General features: G+C 70.7%; 15 protein-coding genes and 1 pseudogene. 13 read left to right on the top strand and 3 right to left on the bottom strand.

Going from position 1 to position 17,179, the window contains the following annotated elements; genetic code table 11:
• Positions 1 to 49: 49 nt before the first annotated feature.
• Positions 50 to 772 carry a response regulator gene (locus tag GVO57_RS01380; RefSeq protein WP_160591239.1) on the top strand — a complete coding sequence of 241 codons (723 nt, stop codon included), beginning with the start codon at positions 50 to 52 and terminating at the stop codon, positions 770 to 772.
• A complete protein-coding gene (locus GVO57_RS01375) occupies positions 769 to 2,157 on the top strand; it encodes a sensor histidine kinase (RefSeq protein ID WP_233281425.1) in 1,389 nt (462 codons plus the stop codon). Before GVO57_RS01380 ends, GVO57_RS01375 begins: the two co-directional genes overlap by 4 nt.
• Before the next feature lie 28 nt (positions 2,158 to 2,185).
• Here the strand turns inward: GVO57_RS01375 and GVO57_RS01370 are convergent, their stop codons facing one another.
• Both GVO57_RS01370 and GVO57_RS01365 read right to left on the bottom strand, forming a co-directional pair.
• Complete coding sequence (locus GVO57_RS01370) at positions 2,186 to 3,559, bottom strand: glutamate--cysteine ligase (protein ID WP_160591238.1); 1,374 nt, start codon at positions 3,557 to 3,559, stop codon at positions 2,186 to 2,188.
• A gap of 62 nt (positions 3,560 to 3,621) precedes the next feature.
• Positions 3,622 to 4,374: a 16S rRNA (uracil(1498)-N(3))-methyltransferase gene (locus GVO57_RS01365; protein WP_160591236.1), complete on the bottom strand. Its 753-nt coding sequence runs from the start codon at positions 4,372 to 4,374 to the stop codon at positions 3,622 to 3,624.
• A gap of 159 nt (positions 4,375 to 4,533) precedes the next feature.
• Here GVO57_RS01365 and ubiA point away from each other — a divergent pair, with 159 nt between their 5' ends.
• From ubiA to GVO57_RS01315, 10 genes are all read left to right on the top strand, one after another.
• Entirely contained in the window at positions 4,534 to 5,436 is a 903-nt protein-coding gene (gene ubiA, locus GVO57_RS01360) for a 4-hydroxybenzoate octaprenyltransferase (RefSeq protein WP_160591234.1), read from the top strand.
• Positions 5,437 to 5,458: 22 nt separating this feature from the next.
• Entirely contained in the window at positions 5,459 to 6,805 is a 1,347-nt protein-coding gene (locus GVO57_RS01355) for a TldD/PmbA family protein (protein ID WP_160591232.1), read from the top strand.
• Positions 6,798 to 7,580 (top strand): 3'(2'),5'-bisphosphate nucleotidase CysQ, encoded by a 783-nt coding sequence (locus tag GVO57_RS01350; RefSeq protein ID WP_160591230.1) that lies wholly within the window; start codon positions 6,798 to 6,800, stop codon positions 7,578 to 7,580. The genes GVO57_RS01355 and GVO57_RS01350 overlap by 8 nt, the downstream gene beginning before the upstream one ends.
• A 118-nt stretch (positions 7,581 to 7,698) precedes the next feature.
• Positions 7,699 to 8,883, top strand: a complete 1,185-nt coding sequence (gene nhaA / locus GVO57_RS01345) for a Na+/H+ antiporter NhaA (RefSeq protein WP_160591228.1) — start codon at positions 7,699 to 7,701, stop codon at positions 8,881 to 8,883.
• A gap of 9 nt (positions 8,884 to 8,892) precedes the next feature.
• Positions 8,893 to 10,656, top strand: coding sequence for a DNA helicase RecQ (gene recQ / locus GVO57_RS01340; RefSeq protein WP_160591226.1), 1,764 nt, complete (start codon positions 8,893 to 8,895; stop codon positions 10,654 to 10,656).
• Between the two features lie 141 nt (positions 10,657 to 10,797).
• A complete protein-coding gene (locus tag GVO57_RS01335) occupies positions 10,798 to 11,352 on the top strand; it encodes a PEPxxWA-CTERM sorting domain-containing protein (RefSeq protein ID WP_160591224.1) in 555 nt (184 codons plus the stop codon).
• Between the two features lie 130 nt (positions 11,353 to 11,482).
• Complete coding sequence (locus GVO57_RS01330) at positions 11,483 to 11,911, top strand: TIGR01244 family sulfur transferase (protein ID WP_160591222.1); 429 nt, start codon at positions 11,483 to 11,485, stop codon at positions 11,909 to 11,911.
• A 10-nt stretch (positions 11,912 to 11,921) separates the two neighbouring features.
• On the top strand, positions 11,922 to 12,185 hold the full coding sequence (locus GVO57_RS01325; RefSeq protein ID WP_160591220.1) for a hypothetical protein: 264 nt from the start codon (positions 11,922 to 11,924) through the stop codon (positions 12,183 to 12,185).
• Positions 12,178 to 13,158 (top strand): sterol desaturase family protein, encoded by a 981-nt coding sequence (locus GVO57_RS01320; RefSeq protein ID WP_160591218.1) that lies wholly within the window; start codon positions 12,178 to 12,180, stop codon positions 13,156 to 13,158. The genes GVO57_RS01325 and GVO57_RS01320 overlap by 8 nt, the downstream gene beginning before the upstream one ends.
• Positions 13,062 to 14,648 (top strand): GMC family oxidoreductase, encoded by a 1,587-nt coding sequence (locus tag GVO57_RS01315; RefSeq protein ID WP_160591216.1) that lies wholly within the window; start codon positions 13,062 to 13,064, stop codon positions 14,646 to 14,648. The genes GVO57_RS01320 and GVO57_RS01315 overlap by 97 nt, the downstream gene beginning before the upstream one ends.
• 21 nt (positions 14,649 to 14,669) lie before the next feature.
• Here GVO57_RS01315 and GVO57_RS01310 read toward each other — a convergent pair.
• Positions 14,670 to 15,334: pseudogene (locus GVO57_RS01310) on the bottom strand (MBL fold metallo-hydrolase).
• A gap of 108 nt (positions 15,335 to 15,442) precedes the next feature.
• On the opposite strand from GVO57_RS01310, the gene pabB reads away from it, so the two are divergent.
• Positions 15,443 to 17,152 (top strand): aminodeoxychorismate synthase component I, encoded by a 1,710-nt coding sequence (gene pabB / locus GVO57_RS01305; protein ID WP_160591214.1) that lies wholly within the window; start codon positions 15,443 to 15,445, stop codon positions 17,150 to 17,152.
• Positions 17,153 to 17,179: the final 27 nt, after the last annotated feature.

The raw sequence follows: 17,179 nt of genomic DNA, 5'->3' as shown, positions 1-17,179 counted from the left end.
GCGCCGCCGGGTGATTGGGGCGGGCGAAAAAATGCTCTAAGCCCGGCCTATGGACGACAAGCCGCACCTTCTGCTCGTCGATGACGAACGCTCGATCCGCGAGCCGCTTGCCGCCTATCTGACGCGCAGCGGCTTTCGCGTGACCCAGGCCGGCGATGCCGCGGCGGCGCGCGAGCGGCTCAACGGCTATGCGATCGATCTCGCCATCCTCGACGTGATGATGCCGGGCGAGGACGGCCTCAGCCTGTGCCGCCACATCCGCGCGACCGGCGACCTGCCGGTCATCCTGCTCACCGCCATGGCCGAGGATACCGACCGGATCGTCGGGCTGGAAATGGGCGCGGACGATTATGTGGTGAAGCCGTTCAACCCGCGCGAGCTGGTCGCGCGGATTAAGGTCATCCTGCGCCGCGCCGGGCGCAGCGGCGGCACCCGGCTGAAAGCGCCCGAAACCGGCAGCTATGCCTTTGCCGGCTGGGTGCTCAAGGCCGGCGAGCGCAAGCTCGTCGATCCCGACGGCGTCGGGGTGCCGCTGTCGACCGGCGAGTTCAACCTGATGCTCGCCTTCGTCACCCATCCGCATCAGGTGCTCAGCCGCGACCAGCTGCTCGATCTGGCCTATGGCCGCGAGGCGCATGCCTTTGACCGTGCGATCGACAATCATATCAGCCGCCTGCGCCGCAAGGTGGAGGCGGATCCGCGCAGCCCGGCGCTGATCAAGACGGTGTGGGGCGGGGGCTACAGCCTGGCCGCCGATGTGACCCGGCTGTGACCACAGGCACCGGCACCGGCACCGGGCTGGGGCGATCCGCGCTCCGGCTGCTGCCGCGCAGCCTGGGCGGGCAGCTTGCCCTGCTCGTCGCGCTGGCACTGGGCGCGGCACAGGCGGTGAACTTCACCCTGTTGTTGCAGGCGACCAAGCGTCAGGCGGTCGCGCAGGCCGGCACCTTCGCGCTGGCACGGCTGGCCGAGGCGGTGCAGCGCGCCCGCGCCGGCCAGCCCGAAGCGGCGATGGCGGGCGGCGCGCTGCTGACCGGGGACAGCCCGGTGCGCCCGGCGATGGCGCAGCTGCCCGACATTGCCGAGCGCGGGCGCGACATGCTGGCCCAGATCGGCGTCGAGGTCGATGCGCTCAGCGCCGCGCAGGTGCCGGCGCGCGAGTTCAGCGTGCGCGTCGACGGGCGCGGGCGGATGCTGCGCGGCGCGGCGGTGCAGCAGCGCCAGATCATCGTCGTGTCGGCGGCGATCGCGCCGGGGCGCTGGGTGACGACAGCGGCTTCGCTGCCGCCCGGCGAAGGGCGGGTGATCGGCTGGCTCGCCTTCCAGACGCTGGTGCTTTACGGCTTTGTGCTGCTGGCCGTGCTGTGGATCGGCCACCGGCTGGCGCGGCCGCTGGCCGAGCTGCGGCTGGCGACCGAGGGGTTCAGCCGCGACCGCGCGGCACCGCCCGTCGCCGAACGCGGGCCGGACGATATCCGCCGGCTGGTCGCGGCGTTCAACGCGATGCGCACCCGGATCGTCGGCATGCTCGATGAAAAGGACCGGATGCTGGGCGCGATTGGCCATGATCTGCGCACGCCGCTCGCGTCGCTGCGCGTGCGCACCGAACTGGTCGATGACGAGGGCGAACGCGCGCGCATGGCCGCGACCATCGACGAGATGAACCGGACGCTCGACGACATCCTGTCGCTGGCGCGGCTCGGCCGGCCGAGCGAGGCGGTCGAGCGCATCGACCTGCCGGCGCTGATCGACAGCCTGGTCGAGGAATTCGAGGATCTGGGCGCGGACGTGGCGTTTGCGCCGGCGGGCCGGCTGACCGTCGCGATCCGCCCGACGCTGATCAAGCGGGCGCTCAGGAACCTTGTCGAAAACGCGCTCAAATATGGCGGCTGCGCGCGGATCGATGTCGAACGGGACGGGGATGGCGGGGTTGCCGTCCATGTCGCGGATGACGGGCCGGGCATCCCGCCCGACCGGATCGAGGCGATGTTCGAACCCTTTACCCGGCTGGAGACGTCGCGCAGCCGCGAAACCGGCGGGGCCGGGCTGGGCCTCGCGCTCGCCCGCGCCATTGCCGAGGGGCATGGCGGCGGCATCCGCCTGGTCAACCGCCCGGGCGGCGGGCTTCAGGCGACGCTGAAGCTGCCCCCCGGCTGACCGGCGCGCGCGCCGGGTCAGCCCGCGATCAGAAGCTGTATTCGCGGTAGACGCGGCTCAGGTCGCCGCCCCAGTCGCCATGATACAGGTCGAGCAGCCGTTCGGCGGGCGTCTTGCCGCTGCGCACCACATCCCAGAGCGGGGCGAGGAACCCGGCCTCGGTGTCGCCGGCGCTGTTGCGCGCCGCCCGGCGGTTGAGCCCGGCCTCGGCGATCGCCAGCACTTCGCCCGCAATGTCGCGCAGCGTGCCGCCGCCGGGCAGCGGCGCATCCAGCCCCAGCCGCGGCACATCCTGGCGCAGCGCCTCGCGCGCGGCCATCGACCAGGGGCGGACCAGATCCCAGGCGGCATCAAGCGCGGTCTGGTCATAGAGCAGCCCGACCCAGAAGGCGGGCAGCGCGCAGATCCGGCTCCACGGCCCGCCATCGGCCCCGCGCATTTCCAGAAAGCTCTTCATCCGCACTTCGGGAAAGGCGGTCGACAGATGGTCCGCCCAGTCCGACAGGCGCGGCCGTTCGCCGGGCAGCGCCGGCAGCTCGCCGCGCAGGAAATCGCGGAAGCTCTGCCCGGCGGCGTCGATGTAGCGGCCGTCGCGGAACACGAAATACATCGGCACGTCGAGCGCATAATCGGCATAGCGTTCATAGCCGAAGCCGTCCTCGAACACGAAGGGCAGCATGCCGGTGCGCGCCGGATCGGTATCCGACCAGATATGGCTGCGATAGGACAGGAAGCCGTTCGGCCGCCCTTCGGTGAAGGGAGAGTTGGCGAACAGCGCCGTCGCCAGCGGCTGCAGCGCCAGCCCGACGCGGAACTTGCGCACCATGTCGGCCTCGCTCGCATAGTCGAGATTGACCTGGATGGTGCAGGTGCGCAGCATCATGTCCAGCCCCAGGCTGCCGACGCGCGGCATGTGGTTGAGCATGATCGCATAACGGCCCTTGGGCATCACCGGCAGCTCGTCGCGGCGTTTGTCGGGCCACATGCCAAGGCCCAGAAAACCGAGCCCCAGCTCATCGCCCACCGCCTTCACCTGTTCCAGATGGCGGCCGGTCTCGGCGCAGGTCTGGTGCAGGTTTTCAAGCGGCGCGCCCGACAATTCCAGCTGGCCGGCCGGTTCCAGGCTGATCGTCCCGTCCGCGCCGCGCAGCGCGATCATATGGTCGCCTTCCATCACCGGCCGCCAGCCAAAGCGGGTCAGGCCCTGCAGCAGGTCGCGGATGCCGCCCGGCTCGGCATAGCCGGGTGCGGCATGGCCGTCGCGGCGATAGACGAACTTTTCATGCTCGGTCCCGATCCGCCAGTCGGCGGGCGGCTTTTCGCCACCCGCGAACAGCGCGACCAGCTGGTCGCGCGATTCGATCAGGGGATCGTCCTTGCTGCTCTCGTCGCGCGTGCTCATCCCGTCCGGTTCCTTGCTGGCTGCCCGTGCCTCTATTGGGCCGGGCCCGAAAAAAATAGATTTTATTTTGCTACCCAATCGCCCGCGACCGCCATCCAGACGGACAGGGCGGCGGCCGCCGCGGTGTCGGCACGCAGGATGCGCGGGCCAAGCGACACCGGCACTGCGGCGGGCACAGCGCGGATGAGCGCGCGTTCATCGGGATCGAACCCGCCTTCGGGACCGATCAGGATCGCCGCCGGGCCGGGCCGGGCGGCGATGGCGGCGGCGATCGGCGTGCCGCCTTCTTCGTCGGCGAAGAACAGATGCCGGTCCGCCGGCCATGCGCCGATCAGCGTTTCCAGCCCGGTCAGGTCGTGCAGTTCGGGCAGGGCGGTGCGCGCGCATTGTTCGGCCGCCTCGATCATGTGCGCGCGCAGCCGCTCAAGGTTCAGCCGGTCGACGACCGCGCGGCGCGTGCCCACGAACATCAGCCGCGCCGCGCCCAGTTCGGCGGCCTTTTCCACGACCCAGTCGATGCGGCCGCGCTTGATCGGGGCGGCGCACAGCCAGATGTCGGGCACCGGCTCGCGCGGGCGCAGCCGCTCGATCAGCCGCACGGTCAGGTCGCGCTTGCCCTGCGCCACGATCTCGCCCGCCCATTCGCCGGTCTGGTCGTCGCACAGGATGACGATGCCGCCGGGGCGCATCCGCATCACGCCGCCCAGATAATGGGCCTGCGCCCCGTCGATGCGCAGCTCCAGCCCCTCGGCCAGCGGCGGATCGACGAACAGGCGCGGGGCGGACCGGGGCGGCCAGGCGGGGGTGGCGGGCATGGCCGGGGGCTTAGCCGAGCGCGGCCGTCGGGCCAAGCATCGCGCCGCGCCCGCCGCCCGTTCGGCGCACGGGACCGGCCGGTCCAGACGCCTGATTTGCTGCATTTTCCGGGGCGCGGGGTGATTCCACCCGCCCGGAAAATGCTTTACGGCGCGGCCATGTCCACCGTGCTTCCCGATACCGAACACCGGCGGCTCGCGGCGTCCGGCCGGCTGCGGCCCTATATCCTGCTCGCCCGGCTCGACCGGCCGATCGGCTGGTGGCTGCTGTTCTGGCCCTGTGCCTGGGGCGTGGCGCTGGCGGGCGGGGCGTTCAGCCATTTGGCGTTGCTGGCCTGGCTGCTGCTCGGATCGGTGGCGATGCGCGGCGCAGGCTGCGTCTATAACGACATCATCGACCGCGATCTCGATGCGCGGGTGGCGCGCACGCGCGGGCGGCCGCTCGCCGCCGGGCTGGTGTCGCTGAAGGCGGCCTGGGCCTGGCTGCTGATCCTGTGCGGGATCGGGCTCGTTGTGCTGGTGCAGCTGCAGCCGCTTGCCATCGTCATCGCGCTGGCGAGCCTCGCGCCGGTTGCCGCCTATCCGTTCATGAAGCGCATCACCTGGTGGCCCCAGGCCTGGCTGGGCATGGTGTTTTCCTGGGGCGCGCTGGTCGGCTGGGCGGCGACGTTGGGCACGCTCGGCTGGCCGGCGGTCGCGCTCTATCTGGGCACGGTTGCCTGGGTCGTCGGCTATGACACCATCTATGCGCTGCAGGACCGCGAGGATGACGCGCTGGTCGGCATCCGCTCGTCGGCGCTGGCGCTGGGCGGGCGGGTGCGCGCTGGCATCGGCTTTTTCTATGCGCTGGCGCTGATCGGCTGGGCTGTGGCGATCTGGGGGGTGCGTGCCGAGCCGCTCGCACTGGTCGCGCTGGCGCCGGCGGCGCTGCATCTGCTGTGGCAGGTGATGGCGCTCGAACCCGGCGATGCCGATGATGCGCTTGGCCGCTTCCGCTCGAACCGCATGGCGGGGCTGCTGGTCTTTCTTGCCTGTCTGACGGTCGGGACTGGCGCGGGCTGAGCCGCGACCTTAAGTGCAGGCGATGCTTTCTGCCGAAGATGCCGCCGCCCGCCTTCAGGATCTGGTCGCCGCCGCGCGCCGTGCCGGTGCCGATGCCGCCGATGCGATCTATCACGCCAACCGGTCGACCGACGTGCATGTCCGCCTTGGCCGGCTGGAGAATATCGACCGGTCGGACGGCGAGGAAATCGGGCTGAGGGTGTTTGTCGGGCGGCGCTCGGCCAGCGTCTCCGCCTCCGACCTTGCGCCCGCCCGGCTGGATGCGCTGGCCGAGCGGGCGGTGGCGATGGCGCGCGAGGCGCCCGAGGATCTCCATGCCGGGCTTGCGCCCGAGGACGCGCTGATGCGCGATGCTGCCCCCGATCTTGACCTGCATGACGGCGTCGATCCCGAACCGGCAGAGCTGCGTGCCCGCGCGCTTGCGGCCGAGGAGGCGGCGCGCGGCGTCGCCGGCGTGTCGAACAGCGAAGGGGCGAGCGCCAGCGCCGGATCCAGCCTGGTCGCCATCGCGACCAGCCACGGCTTTGCCGGCGGCTACCGCGCCAGCGCCCATTCGGTTTCGGCCTCGATGCTCGCCGGCGAGGGCGGGGCCAAGCAGCGCGACGGGGCGTGGCACTGGACCCGCCATCTGGCCGATCTGGACCCGGCCGAGCAGATAGGCCGGCTGGCGGGCGAGCGCGCGGTGGCGCGGCTGGGCGCGGCGCGGCTGCCGAGCGGCGCGATGCCGGTGGTGTTCGACCCCCGGGTCGGCAATAGCCTGATCGGCCATGTGCTGGGGGCGATTTCCGGCCCCGCCATCGCCCGGCGGACGAGCTTTTTGCTGGAAATGGAGGGCGAGCATGTGCTGCCGCGCGGCCTGTCGGTCGTCGATGCGCCGCACCGGCGGCGCGGCCTGCGCTCGCGCCCGTTCGACGGCGAGGGCCTGCCGACCGCCGAGAGGCGGATCATCGATGACGGGCGGCTGACCGGCTGGCTGCTCGACAGCGCATCGGCCCGCCAGCTTGGCCGTGCGCCGACCGGCCATGCGGTGCGCGGCGTCGGCGGCCCGCCGGGCGTGGGGGCGAGCAATGTCGATCTGCTGGGCGGCACGCTGTCGCGCGACGAGCTGCTGGCCGGCATCACCCACGGCTTTTACGTCACCGAGCTGATCGGCCAGGGCGTCAATGGCGTGACCGGCGATTACAGCCGCGGGGCGGGCGGTTTCCTGATCGAGAATGGCGTGCTGACCCGGCCCGTTGCAGAGGTGACGATTGCGGGCAATCTGCGCGACATGCTCGCCAATCTGACCGCTGCCGACGATCTTGAGCATCGCTACGCGCTCAACGTGCCGACGCTGCTGGTCGAGGGGATGACGCTCGCCGGTGGCTGACCGGCTGATCGATGCGGTCGCCGCCATCGCGGGCGAGGCCGGGGCGCTGGCGATTGGCCGCGCCCGCGCCGGGTTCACGACATGGGAAAAGGCCCCAGGCCAGCCGGTGTGCGACGTCGATCTGGACGTCGATGCGCTGCTCAAGCGGCGCCTGTCGGCGCTTGATCCCGAGGCGGGCTGGCTGTCCGAGGAAACGGCTGACAGCGCCGACCGGCTGGCGCGGCCGCGCACCTGGATGGTCGATCCCATTGACGGCACGCGCGATTTCATCCGCGGGCGGCCGGGCTGGGCGATTTCGATCGCGCTTGTCGCGCGCGGGCAGGCGGTGCTGGGCGTGCTCGCGGCCCCGGCGCGCGGCGAGCTATGGCGGGCCGAACTGGGCGGCGGGGCGTGGCTGAACGGCCGGCGGCTGGCGGTTGCCGACCGGCAGGCGCTGCCCGGCGCGCGCGTGCCCGCCGACATGCTGCCCGCCGACGATGCCGATCTGGTTGCCGTGCCCCGGCCCAACTCGATCGCGCTCAGGATCGCGATGATCGCCGCCGGCGAGGTCGATCTGGTCGCAAGCCTGCGCTGGGGCCGGGAATGGGACATCGCCGCCGCCGCGCTGATCGCCGGCGAGGCGGGAGCGGTCGTCACCGATGCGCTGGGCGCGCCCATTGGCTGGAACAGCCCGACGGCTGAGCTGTTCGGTGTGCTCGCCGCCGTGCCCGGCATCCATGATGCCGCCCGCGCGCGGCTGTCCGAACGGGCGGCGCGCGCCGCCCGGCGCGACTGACGCCAGAGCGCTCCGGGCCGCAGGGTGAGTCCGCCCTGTTCGAAAACGCACCAGGCGAAGCGGCGATCCCGACCGCTTGGCGGTTGATCCCGCCGCCGTCTCGCGACACAGACGGGCGATGGCCCTTTCCCGTCCCGCATCCGCCCTGCGTGCCTTCCTCGCGACCGAGGCGGCGGGCGGCTATCTGCTGATCCTGGCCGCCGCGCTCGCGCTCATCGCCGCCAATCTGCCGGCGACCGCCGACGCTTATCATCATTTCGTCCATGCGGTGACCGGGCCGGTGCTGGTGCCCAAGCTGGGGCCGATGACCGTGCATCTGTGGGTCAATGACGGGCTGATGGCGATTTTCTTCCTGCTCGTCGGGCTGGAGATCAAGCGCGAGCTGCTCGACGGCCAGCTGGCCCGCCCGGCGGACCGGGTGCTGCCGGTCATTGCCGCTGTCGCGGGCATGGCCGCGCCTGCGGCCATCTATCTGGCCTGTGCCGGGCCGGTGGCGGGGCTGGCCCGGGGCTGGGCGATCCCGGCGGCGACCGACATCGCCTTTGCGATCGGGGTGATGGCGCTGCTCGGCCGGCGGGTGCCGACCTCGCTCAAGCTGTTCCTGACGACGGTCGCGATCGTCGACGATATGGGGGCGGTCGCGATCATCGCGGCCTTTTACACCGAAAGTCTCGATCTGGGTGCGGCGGCGGCGGGGCTGGCCGTGCTGGGGGTGATGTTCGCGCTCAACCGGCTCGGGGTGCGCGCGGTCTGGCCCTTTCTGATCGGCTTTGCCGCGCTCTGGTATGCCGAACTGGTGTCGGGCATTCACGCGACGGTGGCGGGCGTGCTCGCCGCGCTCGCCGTGCCGATCCGCGTCACGCCCGCCGCGCCCGATGCCGAAGACTCGACGCTCCACCGGCTGGAACATGCGCTGGCGCCCTGGGTGGCGTTCGTGATCGTGCCGGTGTTCGGCTTTGTGAATGCCGGGGTCGCGCTTGGCGCGGGCACCGATGTGCTGGCGCCGCTGCCGCTTGGCATCGCGCTCGGCCTGTTTCTCGGCAAGCAGGCGGGGGTGTTCGGCGCGGTATGGGCGACGGTGCGGCTGGGGCTGGCCCCCCGCCCGGCGGGTGCGGGCTGGGTGCAGATCTATGGTGCGGCGCTGCTGTGCGGGATCGGCTTTACGATGAGCCTGTTCATCGCCGGCCTCGCCTTTCCCGGCGATCCGGCGCGGGTCGATGCGGCCAAGATCGGCGTGCTTGCCGGATCGCTTCTGTCGGCGCTGGCGGGCTTTGCCGTGCTGCGCCTCGCTGCCCGCCGCTGAGGCGCTGGCATGGGCGATGTTCAGGCGCTGCTGCAGTCGGTTTTCGGCTTTCCGGGCTTTCGCGGCGTTCAGGGGCAGGTGATCGACCGGGTGATGGCCGGCCGCCATACGCTGGCGGTCATGCCGACCGGGGCGGGCAAGTCACTCTGCTACCAGCTGCCGGCGGTGGCGCGTGATGGCCTGTGTGTCGTCATCTCGCCGCTGATCGCGCTGATGCATGACCAGCTGCGCTCGGCATTGGCGGTCGGCATCCGCGCGGCGACGCTGACCTCCGCCGACGACAATCGCCGCGAGACGATCGACCGGCTGCGCGCAGGCGCGCTCGACCTGCTCTATGTCGCGCCCGAACGCGCGGCGACGCCGCAGTTCCGCGAGCTGATCGCCGAGGCGCGGATCAACCTGTTCGCCATCGACGAGGCGCATTGCGTGTCCGAATGGGGGCATGATTTCCGCCCCGATTACCGGCTGCTGCGCCCGCTGCTCGACAGCTTCCCGCACGTGCCCCGGCTGGCGCTCACCGCCACCGCCGATGCGCATACCCGCGCCGACATTCTGGTCCAGCTCGGCCTGCCCGAAGACGGGATGATCATCGCCGGGTTCGACCGGCCCAATATCCGCTATGCCATCTCCCCGCGCGACGGCGCGGCGCGGCAGATCGCCGATCTGGTCCGCCAGACGCCGGGGGCGGGCATCGTCTATGCGCCCTCGCGCGCCGGCACCGAAAAGCTCGCCGCCCAGCTGGCGGCGACCGGGCGGCCGGTGCGCGTCTATCATGCCGGGCTGTCGCCCGAGCTGCGCCAGGCCAATCAGGCGGCGTTCGTCGCGTCCGAGGACATGGTGATGGTCGCGACCATCGCCTTCGGCATGGGGATCGACAAGCCCGATGTGCGTTTCGTCGCCCATGCCGCGCTGCCGCGTTCGATCGAGGCCTATTATCAGGAAACCGGCCGTGCCGGGCGCGACGGGGCACCGGCTGCCGCGCATCTGTTCTGGGGCGCGGAGGATTTCGTGCGCGCGCGCCAGCGGCTGGACGAGGTCGAGCCCGACCGGCGGGCGAGCGAACAGGCGCGGCTGGCGGCGCTCAGCGGTCTGGTCGAGACGGGCGACTGCCGGCGGATGGTGCTGCTGCGCCATTTCGGCGAGCAGCCGGCTGGCCCGTGCGGCAATTGCGACAATTGCCTGACCCCGCCGGCGCGCGTCGACGCGACCGAGCTGGCGCGCAAGCTGCTGTCGGCGGTGTTCCGCACCGGCCAGACCTATGGCGCGGGCTATGTCGAGGAAATCCTGCTCGGCCGCTCGACCGCGCGCAGCCAGATGAACGGCCATGACAGCCTGTCGGTGTTCGGCATCGTGGATGCCGCCGACGCGCCGCTGATCCGCCCGCTCACCCGCGCGCTGATGCTGCGCGAGGCGCTGGTGACGACCGAACATGGCGGGCTGATGCTGGGCGCGCAGGCCCGCCCGATCCTGAAGGGCGAACAGCCGGTCGAAATCGCACTGCCGCCGCGCCGGACGCGCAAGCGGGGCGGCGCAGCCGTGCCCGCAGCCGATGATCCGCTGTTCGAGGCGCTGCGCGCCTGCCGCCGCGCGCTTGCGGCCGAGGCGGGCGTGCCGCCCTATGTGATCTTCCATGACGCGACGCTGCGCGACATGGCCGCCGCGCGGCCCGACAGCCTGTGGGCCATGGGTCAGATCACCGGCGTCGGCGCGCGCAAGCTCGATGCCTATGGGCCGGCATTCCTGCGCGCGATCGCCGAGCATCTGTCGGCCTGAGCGCGCACCCGCCGGCAGCCGGGCGCGCATCCCCGCCCGGCGTTTCCGTCTCGGAACGGGACGTCATCGCCGCTTGACTCTTGGTTAACAGAAGATGAACGTCAACCTTCTCGGGGGAGTTCATTCAGAAGGGGTGCGATCATGAAGACCAGTCTGTTCGTGGCTGCTGCTCTTGCCACCGTCTGCGCATCTGCCGCGTCGGCCGGCACCATCGTGTTCACCGGCAACACCAGCGGCGGGCCGTTGTGGAACCGGCCGATCCAGGGCAATCCGCCGACGCCGCCGGCATCGGGGGTCGGCACGGCTGTTGCCTATCGTTTCCACCAGTTCGCCGTCGATGCGAACGGGGCCTACAGCTTCCAGTCCACCGCGGTCGGCGGCTGGGACAATTACGCCTTCCTCTATTCCAACAGCTTCAACCCGCTGACGCCCTTTGCCAATGTGATCGTCGGCAATGACGACAATCCCCTTATCGGCCTGGCGGGCTTCACCACCAATCTGACGGCGGGTACGACCTATTTCCTCGTCATCACTGGCTACGAAAACATCGATGCCGGCGCCTATTCGGCCGAAATCCGCGGCCCGGGCAACATTGCCGCCGTGCCCGAACCGGAAAGCTGGGCGCTGATGATCGGCGGCTTCGCGCTTGCCGGCGGCGCGCTGCGCGTCCGGCGGTCGCGCATCGCCTACGCCTGAACCGGTCTTCGATCATGGCCGACGGCCCCGCATGGCGACGTGCGGGGCCGTTTTGCCGTCCGGCGATCTGATCGCCCGCGTCCGCGAAATCGCTTATTCACAACGGGGTAAATCCGGTTACAGTTCCGGCATGATCCACCGTCTCGACGAACGCATGGCCGTGGCGCCGCAGATCTGGCCCTCCGAATTGCTCCCGCTTTCGGAACAGGGCTTTGCGCTCATCATCAACAACCGCCCCGATGACGAGGAGGCCGGCCAGCCCGCCTCGGTGGAGGTCGAGAGCGCGGCGCGCGTCGTCGGGCTTGGCTATCGTGCCATCCCCGTCACCCATGCCGGGTTCAGCCATGCGCAGATCGATGCGATGGTCGAAGCGCTGTCGGCGGCGCGCGGGCCGGTGCTTGCCTATTGCCGGTCGGGCACGCGCTCCTGCTTTCTCTGGGCGCTCGCCCGCGCCCGGATGGGCGACGATCCCGCCACGCTGGTCGAAAAGGCGGCCGCCGCCGGTTACGACCTGCGGCCGATCCAGGCGATGATCGAGGCGCTTGGCGCCGGGCGATGAACGGCCGGCCATGAACATCGCGCTGATGGCAGGGTCGCTCGCCGGGGTGCTGCTGCTCGCCTTCATCGCCCGCGCGCTGGGCCTGGGCGGCGCGGCGCTCGCCGACGAGGCCGAGGCCTGTGCCATTGCCGAGGCGGAGATGCCGGGCTTCATCGCTGCTGCCGCCACGCTTGATGGCGACCGCGCCGGCGCGCTGGTGACCGGGGTCGATGGCCGGGCGCTGCGCGTGCGCCGCCACGGCGCGCAGTTCGTGGCGGAGAGCGTCAATGGCTGAACTGCCCGATCCGGTCGATTATGCGGTGCCGGGCTTCATCCTGCTCATCCTTGCCGAAATGCTGGTCGCGCGCGCGCGCGACCGTCGCCGCTACTGCCCGCGCGATACCTTCACCTCGCTGATGCTGGGGTTCGGCTCGACGGTCGCCGGGGCGCTCAGCGCCGGGCTGGTCTACAGCCTTGCGGTCGCCGTCCACGGCCTTGCTCTGTTCGACATCGGCTTTGCCTGGTGGGCGTGGATCCTGTGCTTCGTGCTCGACGATCTGGCCTATTATCTCTTTCACCGCTCGGCCCACCGGGTGCGCTGGTTCTGGGCCAGCCATGTCATCCACCATTCGAGCCAGCATTATAATCTGTCGACCGCGCTGCGGCAGACCTGGACCGGGTTCATCAGCCTGGCCTTCATCTTCCGGCTGCCGCTGTTCCTGATCGGCTTTCCGCCCGAAATGGTGTTCTTCTGCGCCGGGCTCAACCTCATCTACCAGTTCTGGATCCATACCGAGATGGTCGGCCGGATGCCGCGCTGGTTCGAGGCGGTGATGAACACGCCGTCGCACCACCGCGTCCACCATGCGACCAACGCCGCCTATCTCGACCGCAATTATGCCGGCGTGTTCATCATCTGGGACCGGATGTTCGGCACGTTTACGGCGGAGCGTGACGATCTTCCGCCGCGCTACGGGCTGGTCAAGAATCTCGGGCGCTTCAACCTGATCTGGGCGGCCTTTCACGAATGGGTCGGCATCGCCCGCGACGTGGCGCGCGCCCCCGGCTGGCGGGCGCGCCTGCTCTATGCGTTCGGGCCGCCGGGCTGGAGCCATGACGGCAGCCGCGACACCAGCGAGACAATCAGAGAAAAAGAACAGAGGAGAGTGGCGTGGAAGAGTATGACATCATCGTCGTCGGCGGCGGATCGGGCGGCAGCGCCGTCGCCGGCCGGCTGGCGTCCGGGGGGCGATACCGGGTCTGCCTGATCGAGGCGGGGGGCACCAACACCAGCTGGCGGGTGCGCGCGCCGGGGATGCTGCCCTTTCTGCCCAAAAACACCAATTGGCGGTTCGAAACCGTGCCGCAGCCGGGGCTCAACGGCCGGCGCGGCTATCAGCCGCGCGGCAAGGGGCTGGGCGGGTCGAGCGCGATCAACGCGATGATCTATATCCGCGGCTGCGCCTGGGACTATGATCGCTGGGCCGAGCTGGGCGCGACCGGGTGGAGCCATGACGAGGTGCTGCCCTATTTCCGCCGCGCCGAGGGCAATGTGCGCGGGGCTGACGCCCATCATGGCGGCGACGGGCCGCTCAAGGTGTCGGACCAGAACTGGCCGCACCCCGGCAGCCTTGATTTCATCGAAGCGGGCGCATCGCTGCAGCTGCCGCGCAGCGACGATTTCAACGGTCCCCAGTTCGAAGGCGTCGGCCTGTATCAGGTGACGCAATATCGCGGCGAACGCTGGTCGGTGGCGCGCGGCTATGTCGAGCCCGAGGTCGCGGCCGGGCGGCTGGCGGTCAAGACCGGCGCGCTGGTCGAAAAGATCGGGGTGGAAAATGGCCGTGCCCGGTCGGTCACCATCCGCCGTGGCGGACGGACCGAGACGCTTGGCGCGCGCGGCGCGGTGATCCTGTCCGCCGGCGCGTTCGGCACGCCGCAGACGCTGATGCTGTCGGGCATCGGCCCGGCCGACCATCTGCGCGAACAGGGCATTCCGGTGGTGCTCGACCGCGCGGCGGTGGGCGCGGACCTGCAGGACCATATCGACTATGTGTCGGGCTATGAGACCGACGGCTATGAGTTTCTGGGCGGATCGGCGCGCGGCGCGGTCAAGCAGATCGGCGCGATCGTCGAATGGCTGCGCCACCGCACCGGGCGGCTGACCACCCCTTATGCCGAGGCCGGCGGCTTTGCCCGCACCAGCCCCGATGTCGCGGTGCCCGATGTGCAGTTCCATTTCGTGCCGGCGGTGCTGGAAGATCATGGCCGCACGCGGGTGAAGGCGCACGGTTTTTCCTGCCATGTCTGCGTGCTGCGCCCGGAAAGCCGCGGCACGGTGCGGCTGGGCAGCCCCGATCCGCGCGCCGCGCCGGTCATCGATCCGCGCTTCCTGTCGGACGACCGCGATACTGAGGTGCTGCTGCGCGGCACCAAGCTGATGCGCCGCATCCTCGAAGCGCCGCCGCTGGCGCGTCATGGCGGGCGCGACCGGCACACGGCGGGGATCGAGGATGATGCCCGGCTGGTCGAGATCATCCGCAACCGCGCCGATACCGTCTATCACCCGGTCGGCACCGCGCGCATGGGCAGCGACCCTGATGCCGTTGTCGATCCGCGGCTGAAGGTGCGCGGGCTCGACGGGCTCTATATCGCCGATGCCTCGGTCATGCCGCGCATCGTCAGCGGCAACACCAATGCCCCGACCGTGATGATCGGCGAACGCTGCGCCGAGTTCGTGACCGCCGATCTCGGCTGATGCGAAACCGGGTGCCGGCCGTCAGCCGGCCAGCACCCGGTCGGCGACGAACGGATTGGTCCGGCGTTCATGGCCAAAGGTCGACATCGGGCCATGGCCGGGGACGAAGTTGGTGTCGTCGCCCATCGGCCACAGCCGGGTGGTGATCGCGGCGATCAGATCGGCATGATTGCCTCGGGGAAAATCGGTGCGCCCGATCGAACCCTGGAACAGCACGTCGCCGACGATCGCCAGCCGCGAGGGCGCGTGGTGGAACACGACATGGCCGGGCGTATGGCCGGGACAGTGGCGGACACCGAGCCGCAGCTCGCCCACCGTCACCTCGTCGCCATCGACCAGCCAGCGGTCCGGCTCGAACGGGCGGCCATCAATGCCGTAACGCCGCCCGTCATCGGCGAGCTGGGCGATCCAGAACCGGTCATCCTCATGCGGGCCTTCGATCGGCACGCCGAGGTCGGCGGCCAGCATCCCGGCCTGGCCGCAATGATCGATATGGCCGTGGGTGATCAGGATCTTCTCGATCGCGCACCCGGCCTGGCGCACCGCGTCCTTCAGCTTCGGCAGATCGCCCCCGGATCGACCAGCGCGCCGCGATTGGTGCGCGTGCACCAGAACAGCGTGCAGTTCTGCTGCAGCGGCGTCACCGGCACGATCATGGCCCTGAGCGGGGGGAGAGTGTTGGTCATGCCCGGCCATGTGGCGCGGCGCGCCGGTGCGGGCAAGGGGGGCGCGGTGGGGCGCGCGGTGCAGCCCGGGCTTGCATCTGCCGGGGCAGGCGGCATGAGGGCGGCGGCGTGACCCCGTTCGTTCTTCTCGACAATGCCCGCACCGGCGAGGCGCTGCTCTACCGCGATCCGCAGGCCGTGGTGCGGGCGGACCGGCCGGGGGATGTGCCCGCGGCGCTCGCGGTGCTGCGCGGCCACCATGCCGCCGGGTTCATCGCCTATGAAGCCGCCGCCGCGTTCGAGCCGCGCCTTGCGGCCCTGCCCGGCGCTGCGGGACAGCCATCGGCCCCGCCGCTGTTGTGGTTCGGGCTGTTCGGCGCGCCGCAACGCGTCGATGCCGATGCGTTTCTGCCCGATCCGGCGGGCGCGTGGATCGGCGCGCCTGAACCGCTGGTCGCGCGCGCCGATTATCTGGCCCGCGTCGCGGCGGCGCAGGACGCGATCCGCGCCGGCGACATCTATCAGGCCAATATCAGCTTTCCCGCCGCCGCGCGCTGGGCGGGGGACCCGCTGGCGCTTTATGCCGGGCTGCGCCGCCGCGCCCGCGCCGCGCATGGCGCGCTGGTCTTTACCGGCGACCACTGGATCCTGTCGCTGTCGCCTGAGCTGTTCTTCACGCTTGAAGGCGGTGTGCTGACCGCGCGGCCGATGAAGGGCACCGCCCCGCCGGGCAGCGATCCGGCACGGCTGGCCGGCGATCCCAAGCAGCGGGCCGAAAATCTGATGATCGTCGATCTGCTGCGCAACGATCTTGCCCGCGTCGCCATTGCCGGCAGTGTCGCGGTGCCCGAGCTGTTCCGGATCGAGGACTATCCGACGGTCCAGCAGATGGTGTCGACGGTGACGGCGCGGATCCGGCCCGGCTGCGACGCCATCGATGCGCTGACGGCGCTGTTTCCGTGCGGATCGATCACCGGCGCGCCCAAGATCCGCGCGATGGAGGTGATCGCCGCGCTGGAGCAGGCCCCGCGCGGCGTCTATACCGGGGCGGTCGGGCGCGTCGATCCGGATGGGGGGGCGGCGTTCAACGTCGCGATCCGCACCCTGGTGACGACGCCCGGGGCCGATCGGGCGCTGCTGGCGATGGGATCGGGGATTGTCGCGGACTCCGATCCCGCCGATGAATGGCGCGAATGCCTGTCCAAAGGAGCCTTTGTGGCGTCTGACGCCGGTTTTGACCTGATCGAGACGATCGCCTTTGATCCCGAGGACGGTCTGTTGCGGCTGGAGGCGCATCTGGCGCGGCTGAAGGCGAGTGCGGCGGCGCTCGGCTTTTCCTTCAACCGCCATGCCGCGCGCAACGAGCTGCAGGCCGCGACCTTCCGCCTGCGCGCGCCGGCGCGGGTGCGGCTGCTTGCCTCGGCCGGCGGCAGCCTGGCGGTCGAGGTGCGGCCGATGCCGCCCGCGCCATCGGAGGTGGTCGAGGTCGCGCTGGCCGAAATGACGGTGCCGCGCGCCGATCTGCGCCGCGTGCACAAGACCAGCGACCGCGCCTTTTACGACGATCCGCGCCGCGCCGCCGGCACGTTCGAGGTCGCCTTTGTCGATGCCGAGGGCTTTCTGACCGAAGGCAGCTTCACCAATCTGTTCGTCGAGCGGGACGGAATGCTGCTCACCCCGCCGCTGGCGCGCGGGCTGCTGCCCGGGGTGCTGCGCGCCGAACTGATCGCCGAAGGCCGCGCCCGCGAGGCCGATCTGGTGCCGGCCGATCTGGCCGGCGGGTTCCTGATCGGGAATGCGCTGCGCGGACTGTTGCGGGCGCGGCTGCGTCCGCTATAGCCCGGCGGGCCTGCCCGCAAAGGAGTG

Origin of the sequence: Sphingomonas changnyeongensis (assembly GCF_009913435.1) — a bacterium.
GTDB lineage: Bacteria > Pseudomonadota > Alphaproteobacteria > Sphingomonadales > Sphingomonadaceae > Sphingomonas_B > Sphingomonas_B changnyeongensis.
This window is presented reverse-complemented; position numbering and strand designations above follow the sequence as displayed.

What these genes read in the sequence shown, in the direction of transcription:
- GVO57_RS01380 (WP_160591239.1), top strand. Translation starts at nt 50, where the DNA reads ATGGACGACAAGCCGCACCTTCTGCTCGTCGATGACGAACGCTCGATC.
- GVO57_RS01370 (WP_160591238.1), bottom strand. Translation starts at nt 3,559, where the DNA reads ATGAGCACGCGCGACGAGAGCAGCAAGGACGATCCCCTGATCGAATCG.
- GVO57_RS01365 (WP_160591236.1), bottom strand. Translation starts at nt 4,374, where the DNA reads ATGCCCGCCACCCCCGCCTGGCCGCCCCGGTCCGCCCCGCGCCTGTTC.
- ubiA (WP_160591234.1), top strand. Translation starts at nt 4,534, where the DNA reads ATGTCCACCGTGCTTCCCGATACCGAACACCGGCGGCTCGCGGCGTCC.
- GVO57_RS01355 (WP_160591232.1), top strand. Translation starts at nt 5,459, where the DNA reads ATGCTTTCTGCCGAAGATGCCGCCGCCCGCCTTCAGGATCTGGTCGCC.
- nhaA (WP_160591228.1), top strand. Translation starts at nt 7,699, where the DNA reads ATGGCCCTTTCCCGTCCCGCATCCGCCCTGCGTGCCTTCCTCGCGACC.
- recQ (WP_160591226.1), top strand. Translation starts at nt 8,893, where the DNA reads ATGGGCGATGTTCAGGCGCTGCTGCAGTCGGTTTTCGGCTTTCCGGGC.
- GVO57_RS01335 (WP_160591224.1), top strand. Translation starts at nt 10,798, where the DNA reads ATGAAGACCAGTCTGTTCGTGGCTGCTGCTCTTGCCACCGTCTGCGCA.
- GVO57_RS01330 (WP_160591222.1), top strand. Translation starts at nt 11,483, where the DNA reads ATGATCCACCGTCTCGACGAACGCATGGCCGTGGCGCCGCAGATCTGG.
- GVO57_RS01325 (WP_160591220.1), top strand. Translation starts at nt 11,922, where the DNA reads ATGAACATCGCGCTGATGGCAGGGTCGCTCGCCGGGGTGCTGCTGCTC.
- GVO57_RS01320 (WP_160591218.1), top strand. Translation starts at nt 12,178, where the DNA reads ATGGCTGAACTGCCCGATCCGGTCGATTATGCGGTGCCGGGCTTCATC.